Annotated in this window: 9 protein-coding genes; 7 read left to right on the forward strand and 2 right to left on the reverse strand. The window is 64.4% G+C overall.

The features are described from left to right. The 4 genes from ACHWRX_RS00825 to ACHWRX_RS00840 all read left to right on the forward strand — a co-directional run. Positions 1-314, forward strand: a 314-nt coding sequence (locus ACHWRX_RS00825) for an SDR family oxidoreductase (protein ID WP_394657741.1), incomplete at its 5' end; no start/stop codon positions are given. A 155-nt stretch (positions 315-469) separates the two neighbouring features. Next, complete coding sequence (locus tag ACHWRX_RS00830; RefSeq protein WP_058737185.1) at positions 470-1,759, forward strand: adenylosuccinate synthase; 1,290 nt, start codon at positions 470-472, stop codon at positions 1,757-1,759. 17 nt (positions 1,760-1,776) lie between these two features. Continuing rightward, positions 1,777-2,313 carry a murein L,D-transpeptidase family protein gene (locus tag ACHWRX_RS00835; RefSeq protein WP_394657742.1) on the forward strand — a complete coding sequence of 179 codons (537 nt, stop codon included), beginning with the start codon at positions 1,777-1,779 and terminating at the stop codon, positions 2,311-2,313. A 132-nt stretch (positions 2,314-2,445) separates the two neighbouring features. Further along, positions 2,446-3,444 carry a sensor domain-containing diguanylate cyclase gene (locus tag ACHWRX_RS00840; protein WP_183615879.1) on the forward strand — a complete coding sequence of 333 codons (999 nt, stop codon included), beginning with the start codon at positions 2,446-2,448 and terminating at the stop codon, positions 3,442-3,444. Positions 3,445-3,453: 9 nt separating this feature from the next. On the opposite strand, the gene ACHWRX_RS00845 is transcribed toward ACHWRX_RS00840, so the two are convergent. Further along, positions 3,454-3,621: a DUF1674 domain-containing protein gene (locus tag ACHWRX_RS00845; protein WP_394657743.1), complete on the reverse strand. Its 168-nt coding sequence runs from the start codon at positions 3,619-3,621 to the stop codon at positions 3,454-3,456. A gap of 55 nt (positions 3,622-3,676) precedes the next feature. On the opposite strand from ACHWRX_RS00845, the gene ACHWRX_RS00850 reads away from it, so the two are divergent. Then, the gene (locus tag ACHWRX_RS00850) at positions 3,677-4,909 is read left to right on the forward strand and encodes an RsmB/NOP family class I SAM-dependent RNA methyltransferase (RefSeq protein ID WP_394657744.1); all 1,233 of its coding nucleotides are present in this window, start codon (positions 3,677-3,679) and stop codon (positions 4,907-4,909) included. Between the two features lie 200 nt (positions 4,910-5,109). Here the strand turns inward: ACHWRX_RS00850 and msrA are convergent, their stop codons facing one another. Then, positions 5,110-5,637, reverse strand: a complete 528-nt coding sequence (gene msrA, locus ACHWRX_RS00855) for a peptide-methionine (S)-S-oxide reductase MsrA (protein ID WP_058737181.1) — start codon at positions 5,635-5,637, stop codon at positions 5,110-5,112. Between the two features lie 116 nt (positions 5,638-5,753). Between msrA and ACHWRX_RS00860 the strand changes: the two genes are divergently transcribed. Together ACHWRX_RS00860 and ACHWRX_RS00865 are read left to right on the forward strand one after the other, a co-directional pair. After that, entirely contained in the window at positions 5,754-6,608 is an 855-nt protein-coding gene (locus ACHWRX_RS00860; protein WP_394657745.1) for a class I SAM-dependent methyltransferase, read from the forward strand. Positions 6,609-6,620: 12 nt separating this feature from the next. Beyond that, a partial coding sequence (locus tag ACHWRX_RS00865) for a nitrilase-related carbon-nitrogen hydrolase (RefSeq protein ID WP_394657746.1) occupies positions 6,621-7,366 on the forward strand: 746 nt, incomplete at its 3' end.

Raw genomic sequence — 7,366 nt, forward strand, 5'->3', positions numbered from 1 at the left:
AGGCCTACGCCACGGCCAAGGGCGGCCTTTGCGCCATGGCGCATGCGCTGGCGATCAGCCTGGGCCCCGACATTCGCGTGAACGCCATCCTGCCGGGCTGGATCGAAACCGGACCCTGGCAAAAGGCTGCAAAGCGGAACGAGGCAAAGCACCGCCCGATCGATCGGGAACAGCACCCCGCCGGCCGGGTCGGCACCCCCCGCGATATCGCCGCCACCGTCGCCTTCCTCGCATCCGAGGGCGCGGACTTCATCACCTGCCAGCAATTCGTTGTCGACGGCGGCATGACCCGGAAGATGATCTACGCCGAGTGATCGACCTGCAAGAGCTTGACGCGCTTCGCCGGCCTGCCTAGGAGCGCCTCGCAAATCCGGGTGGCCTTGCGCCTTCCGATCGAACCATCCCGATCGCCGAGTCCTGTCGAAGGGCGTTCCGTGGATCCACCCTGGCAGGTGGAGGCAGTGTACCTGTGGCCAACGTAACCGTTATCGGCGCTCAATGGGGCGATGAGGGCAAAGGCAAGATCGTGGACTGGCTGGCCAGCCGGGCCGATGCCGTTGTCCGTTTTCAAGGCGGGCACAATGCCGGTCATACGCTGGTAGTGGGCGAGCAGGTCTACAAGTTGAGCCTGCTGCCTTCGGGCATCGTCACCGGCACGCTTTCGATCATCGGCAACGGCGTGGTCCTCGATCCCTGGGCGCTGAAGGCCGAGATCGAGAAGCTCGAAGGCCAGGGCGTCGTCATCAACACCGAGAATTTCGCCATTGCGGACAATTGCCCGCTGATCCTGCCGATCCACGGCGAACTGGACATGATGCGCGAGGCCGCCGCCGGCGCAGGCAAGATCGGCACGACCGGGCGGGGGATCGGCCCGGCTTATGAGGACAAGGTGGGCCGCCGCGCGATTCGCGTGTGTGACCTTGCCCATCTCGATCATCTGGAACCCCAGCTCGACCGTCTGTGCGCGCATCACGATGCCCTGCGCGCCGGCTTTGGCGAGCCCATGGTGGACCGGGCCAAGCTGATCGCGGCGCTGAAGGAAATCGCACCGTTCGTGCTGCAATATGCCCAGCCGGTGTGGAAGCGGCTGAAAAAGGTGCGCAAGGCCGGTGCGCGCATCCTGTTCGAAGGCGCGCAGGGCGTGCTGCTGGATGTCGATCACGGTACTTATCCCTTCGTCACCAGTTCCAACACGGTGAGCGGTACTGCGGCCAGCGGCTCTGGCCTTGGCCCCTCCGCCACCGGGTTCGTGCTGGGCATCGTCAAGGCCTACACCACGCGGGTCGGCTCGGGTCCGTTCCCGACCGAGTTGGAGGACGCCACCGGCCAGCGCCTGGGCGAACGCGGCCATGAGTTTGGCACCGTAACGGGCCGCAAGCGCCGCTGCGGTTGGTTTGATGCGGTGCTGGTGCGCCAGTCCTGCGCGATCTCGGGCGTGACCGGCATCGCGCTGACCAAGGTCGACGTGCTGGATGGCTTTGACACGGTGAAGATCTGCACCGGCTATCGCCTGAACGGCAAGGTGCTGGACTACTTCCCCAGCCATGCCGCCGATCAGGCCAATGTCGAACCGATCTATGAGGAAATGGACGGCTGGCCCGGCACGACTGCCGGGGCGCGGTCCTGGGCGGACCTGCCAGCGCAGGCGATCAAGTACATCCAGCGTGTGCAGGAATTGATCGAGACGCCGGTCGCGCTGGTTTCCACCAGTCCCGAACGCGAAGACACGATCTTGGTGCGCGACCCCTTCCAGGATTGATGCTAAGGCAGGGGGCGATGCGAAGGCTCGTTCCCCTGCTGGTGCTGCTGACGGCCGCCTGCACCACCGCGCCGCCAACGCCGGTGGAAACCGTCACGACCGCGCCCCTTCCAGCTCTGCTCCCTCCTCGGCATGAAGCCCGCGCAGACTTGGTTCGCGTCCACAAGGCGGCGCGGGTGATGGAAGTGTGGTCGGGCGACACACGATTGCTTAGCCTGGGCGGCGTGCAATTGGGTCGCACGCCCGTCGGTCCCAAGCGGTTCGAGGGGGACGGACGCACGCCGGAAGGGCGCTATCGGATCGATTGGCGTAATCCCGACAGCGCCTATCACTTGTCGCTCCACGTCTCCTATCCAGACGAGGCGCAATCCGCCTATGCCCGGGCGATGGGGCGCAGCGCGGGTGGTCTGATCATGATTCATGGCCAGCCCAATGGGCTGGGGCGGCGAATGGCCGGGGATTGGACCGATGGCTGCATCGCCGTTTCGGACGCCGAGATGGAGACGCTGTGGGCCCTCGTTCCCGATGGCGCGACGGTCGAGATCCTGCCCTGAAACTCGGTTCATCGTTTAGGGTGTGACCGAAAGCCCGATGTTGGCAAAATCTTAACGCTCAACTCTATAACCTCGTTAATACTTTCGCCGGGGGCATGGCCAACAAGGCCGTTCGCAAACACTGGAATACCTATGTACCGAAGCCCGGATTTGACAGACGAGCCAGCACGGTTGGCCGCTCTTCAGCGTCTCGCGGTGATGGATACCGCGCCCGAAGAGCCGTTCGAAAATGTCGTCGCGCTTGTGCGAACGGTGTTGAGCGTGCCGATCGCGGCGGTTTCGTTGCTGGATGCGGACCGGCAGTGGTTCAAGGCGCGCAGTGGCGTCGACGCCAGTCAGACACCCCGCGATATCTCATTCTGTACGCATGCTATCGCCCAACGCGATCCGTTGATCGTTCCCGACGCCACGAAAGACTTGCGTTTCGCGGACAATCCCTTCGTTATTGGTGATCCCAGCATCCGCAGTTACGCCGGAGTGCCGCTGCGCACGCCCGATGGCTACAACATCGGCTCGCTCTGCGCGATCGATACGCAGGCGCGGGATTTCTCCCCCGCCGAGATCGCGATCCTCGACAAGTTCGCGCGGATCGTGGTCGACGAACTGGAATTGCGCCGCATTGCCGGACGTGATCAACTGACCGGTGTGCTGACGCGGCGCGGCTTCATCCAGAGCGCCGAGCATGAGATCGAGCGCTTTCGCCGTTACGATCGCCCGGCCAGTCTCGCGATGCTGGATATCGATCGCTTCAAGTCGATCAACGACACGTACGGCCACCCCAGCGGCGATGTGGTGCTGCGGCAGGTGGCGATGGTGCTGGATACCGTGAAACGCCCCAATGACGTGCTGGGCAGGCTGGGCGGTGAAGAGTTCGCCATGCTGATGCCCGAGACGGATCAGGATGCCGCTCTGGCCGCGTCTGACCGTTTCCGCGAAGCCATCGCATCGGCCCGGATCGAATCGCTATGCGGCGCACAGCTTGATGTTACGGCAAGCTTTGGGGTGGCCTCGCTCGGTCCGGCGACCGTGGATGCCGAAGCATGGCTGGCGAGTGCCGATGCGCCGCTCTATGCCGCAAAACGCGGCGGACGGAACCGCTGCATGGCAGCAGGCTTCAACGCCACCGCATAGGATGCCGGCTTAAAAGTCTATCGCGAGGCCCTTGTGCACCCAGTCGCCATAGCGGGTGGGGGACAGGCCATCGGGGTCCTGCTGGTCTTTTGGAGCTTCGGGCTTGGGCGGGGGCGCGTCAGACCAGTGCGCGGGCTTGCGGAAGGTCTCTGGCCGTTTGGTGGCTCGCTGTGTCATGGATTTGCATGTGGGGCGGGTGGCGCCGCTTGGCAATCGGGCTTAGGGGCCACCCATGGACATTCCCGGCCTTCCGGCGCGCCGCGCCGCGCTCAACCTGATCGATGCGGTGCTACGGCGTGGAGAAACGCTGGAGCAGGCGGGCGGCTCTGCCTTGGCGCGCGTGCGGGGCGATGCCGATCGGGCGCTGGCCCGCGCCATCGCCACCGAAGTGCTGCGCTGGCGAACCGATCTGGACGCGCTGATCGACAGCGCGACTCAGCAACCTTTGCCCGACGATGCCAAGCCGCGCGCGGTGCTGGAGATCATGCTGGTGCAGGCCCTGCGGTTGGAGACGCCGCCCCATGCCGCGATCGCCACCGGGCTACCGTTGCTGATGGGCGGGCCGCGCCGGTTGGCGCACGGCGTATTCTCTACATTGATAAAGCAAGGTGTGGCTCTGCCCGAAGCGCCCACGCTGCCGCCGCAGGTGCAGGAACGCTGGGGCGCACGAGCTGGGGCGATCGCCCGGGGCCTGGCTGAACCGCCGCCGCTGGACCTCAGCCTGCGCGATCCTGCCGAGACGGCGCACTGGGTCGAGCGACTGGGCGGGCTTTCGCTTGCGCCCGGCCATGTCCGCCTGCCTCGCGGTGCGGCGATCGACAGCTTGCCCGGTTATCGCGAAGGTGCGTGGTGGGTGCAGGATTTCGCGGCCAGCCTTCCCGTGCGCCTGCTGGGGACGGGCGAGGGTCGCCGTGCCTTGGATCTTTGCGCCGCGCCGGGCGGAAAGACGCTGCAGCTTGCCGCCGCCGGTTGGGACGTTACCGCGCTGGACGTCAGCAAGCGCAGGCTGGACCGGCTGCGCGACAATCTGAATCGCACCGGCTTGTTGGCCACGATCGTCACGGCCGATGCCCGCACGTGGGAGCCGGAAGCGCAGTTCGACGCGATCCTGCTGGACGCGCCGTGCACCGCCACGGGCACGTGCCGCCGCAACCCGGACGTCCTTCATCGTGTCGGACCCAGGCAGATCGGCGAGATGGCGGAGTTGCAGGCTGCCTTGGCCGAACGCCCCTCGACCTGGCTCGCGCCGGGTGGAAGGCTGATCTACGCCGTCTGCTCGCTGGAACCGGAAGAGGGCGAGGATCAGGCGGCGCGGATCGGTCTGACACGCGATCCGATAGCGGCGGGCGAGGTGCCGGAGTTGCTCACGCCGGATGACAGCGGCTGGTTGCGAACCGACCCCGGGATGCTGGCGGAGCAGGGCGGGCTGGACGGGTTCTTTATCGGGCGCTGGCGCAAGGCGTGATTGGCTAAGGGGGCTAAGATTTCGACTTCCCCGTTCGTGTCGAGTGTAGTCTAGACACGGAAGTGCGGGCATCACGTGTCTCGACTCCGCTCGACAGAACGGAGGGGAGGGTGCCTCCCAATGTTATCTCGAAACCAACTCGGGGTGACACCGGGCTCCTATAAAGAGGGGCGGGAAAAGTCGAACCCGCCCCGCAATTCTCAGGCCTTTACTTTCGCCTGGAAGCTCTTGCGCAGCTTCATCAGCTTGGGCGGGATCACCGCCAGGCAATAGGGGTTGCGCTGACCTTCGCCGTCCCAATACTCCTGGTGATAGTCCTCGGCCGGATACCACTGCGCCGGCCCTTCGATGGTGGTCACAACCCTGCCGCCATGCTCTTCGTTGGCGCGGGCGATCGCCGCTTCCGCCTCGGCACGCTGGTCATCGTCCAGGGGGAAAATAGCTGAACGATACTGCGTGCCCACGTCGTTGCCCTGGCGGTTCAACTGCGTCGGGTCATGGGTGCCCAGGAACACGTCGAAAATCTCGGCGAGGGAGATCGCCGCTGGATCGAACACCACCTTGATCGCCTCGGCATGGCCGGTCGTCCCGGCGCAGACCTGCTTGTAGGTGGGATCGGGCACGCTACCGCCGATGTAGCCGCTTTCCACCGACTGCACGCCCACCACGTCGCGGAAAACCGCTTCTGTGCACCAGAAGCACCCGCCTGCCACTATTGCCGTTTCCATGTGGTCTATCATCCCGTCATAAATCTTTGTGGATCGCTAGATAGGCATCGCGGTGGTGCTTGCCATCTCCCCTTGGGCCAGTAGGTTCGCGCCATTCAACACGAGGAGATTTGCCGATGCGCCGCTTCCTGCTTTCGCTTGCGACCGGCATCGGTCTTCTGGCTGCTCCTGCCAGCGGCAAGCCTGCGCCCCGCCCGGCCGCGACTTGCAGCGGCTGTGAGGCGCTGCTGGAACTTGCCGCCGCCAATCCGAAGCGGGAGAAGGATCGCGCTCGCGACGCGGCCCGTCATCCGGTGGAGACAATGGCGTTCTTCGGGGTGCGCCCGGATATGAAAGTGGGCGAATATGCCCCGGGCGGAGAGTGGTACTCGCGCTTCCTGGGACTGTATCTTGGCAAGCAGGGCAAGCTGGTCGGCCTGTTCTTCAACCCTGACGCGCCGGCCTACGATGCGAAGATGCGTTCCGGCATTGCCGCCGGCGTCGCAAAATATCCGCAGGACGTGGCGGGCTTCACCGGCTTTCCCGCCGCCAACTTTTCGGCGATGACGTTGAAGGATGTGCCGGCGGACCAAAAGGGCACCTTCGATCGCATCCTGATCCCGCGCATGCTGCACAACATGCTGCAATGGAACAATGCGGACAGCGAACTAAGGACGATGCGCGAATTGCTGAAGCCCGATGGCATGATCGGCATCGAACAGCATCGCGCCAAAGCCGATGCGCCCTTTGCCTACGCCGATGGATCGAACGGCTATCTGCGCCAGGTGGACGTGATCCGCTTGATGGAGCTGAACGGCTTCGAACTTGTCCGCGCGTCAGAGATCAACGCCAATCCCAAGGATAGCGCCAATTGGCCCGAAGGCGTCTGGACCCTCCCGCCCACTCTGGCGTTGAAGGATCAGGATCGCGCAAAGTACCAGGCGATTGGCGAAAGCGATCGGATGACCTTGCTGTTTCGCAAACGCCCCTAATATCAGCGCGCCATGACCAATATCACCGTCGCCACCCTGCAGCTTGCCCTTAATTCCACCGATGAGGGCCAGAACATCGCCGCCGTTTCCGCCTTGGTGGAAGAGGCGGCAGGGCAGGGCGCGCAGATCATCCTCGCGCCCGAGCTGTTCTCCGGCCCGTACTTCTGCAAGGTGGAAGAGGAGGAGCTGTTCGCGCTCGCCCGGCCGACGGCGCAGCATCCCTCGGTCATGGCGATGCAAAAGCTGGCGGCGAAGCTGAAGGTGGCGATCCCAACCAGCTTTTTCGAACGCGATGGGCACCATTATTACAATACGCTGGCGATGATCGACCCGCACGGCGAGATCATGGGCATCTATCGCAAGAGCCATATTCCTGACGGGCCGGGTTACGAGGAGAAGTATTATTTCCGCCCCGGCAACGATGGTTTCAAGGTTTGGGATCTGTTCGGCACCCGGATTGGCGTGGGCATCTGCTGGGACCAATGGTATCCCGAATGCGCGCGGGTGATGGCGCTGATGGGGGCGGAACTGCTGTTCTACCCCACGGCGATCGGTTCCGAGCCTTACGATGTGAGCCTTGATACCAGCCGCATGTGGCGCCGCGCGATGCTGGGCCATGCGGTTTCGAACTGCATGCCGGTGATCGCCGCCAACCGCATCGGTGTGGAGGATGGCCAGGCGTTCTACGGCCATTCCTTCATCACTGACGAATGGGGCGATTTCCTGGGCGAATTCGGGCGCGAGGAAACCGGCGTGCT

This window comes from uncultured Novosphingobium sp. (assembly GCF_964277725.1).
In the GTDB taxonomy this organism is placed as follows: domain Bacteria; phylum Pseudomonadota; class Alphaproteobacteria; order Sphingomonadales; family Sphingomonadaceae; genus Novosphingobium; species Novosphingobium fluoreni.